This window comes from Polaromonas sp. P4_H1 (assembly GCF_056400945.1).
On record NZ_JBFUKG010000066.1, the window covers coordinates 1 to 692 of the forward strand.

The window sequence follows — 692 nt, forward strand, 5'->3', positions numbered from 1 at the left end:
CTACAAGCTCGAAGTCGTCGAAGTGCCCACCAACGTCGGCATCGGCCGCATGGACGAGGACGATGAGGTCTATCGCACCCAGGACGAGAAGCACGCCGCCATCCTCGCCGAGATCGAGCGCGCCAATGCGCGGATGCAGCCGGTGCTGGTCGGCACCGCGTCGATCGAAAAATCGGAAGTGCTTGGCGAGTATCTGCTCAAGAACGGCTACAAGCTGATCGACTTCACCAAGCCGAAGGCGATGGACAAGCTCTATGCGGCCGCGCGTTCCGGCAAGCCGGCGAAACTGTTCGCGGTGCTGAATGCGCGCTTCCACGAGCAAGAGGCCTATATCGTCGCCGAAGCCGGCGTCCCCGGCGCCATCACCATCGCCACCAACATGGCCGGCCGCGGTACCGACATCAAACTCGGCGGCTCGGTCGAGATGCGCGCGCAGATCGAAACGGCCGATATCGCCGACGAAGCCGAGAAGGTTGCCAAGATCGCCGAGATCAAGGCCGAGATCGAGCGCTTCCGCGAAATCGTGCTGAACGCCAAGGAAGTGGTCGAGATCGAGCCCGCCAAGGGCAGCAAGCCGGCCAAGACCGTCGAGAAGCCCGGCGGCCTCTACATCATGGGCTCCGAGCGCCATGAGTCACGCCGCATCGACAACCAGCTCCGCGGCCGCTCCGGCCGTCAGGGCGACCCTGGCC

1 protein-coding gene is annotated in these 692 nt (G+C 64.5%); it reads left to right on the forward strand.

Annotated elements, in window-relative coordinates:
- The coding region (locus tag AC1DS5_RS25090) for a preprotein translocase subunit SecA (protein ID WP_477720957.1) at window positions 1-692 on the forward strand (692 nt) is incomplete at both ends.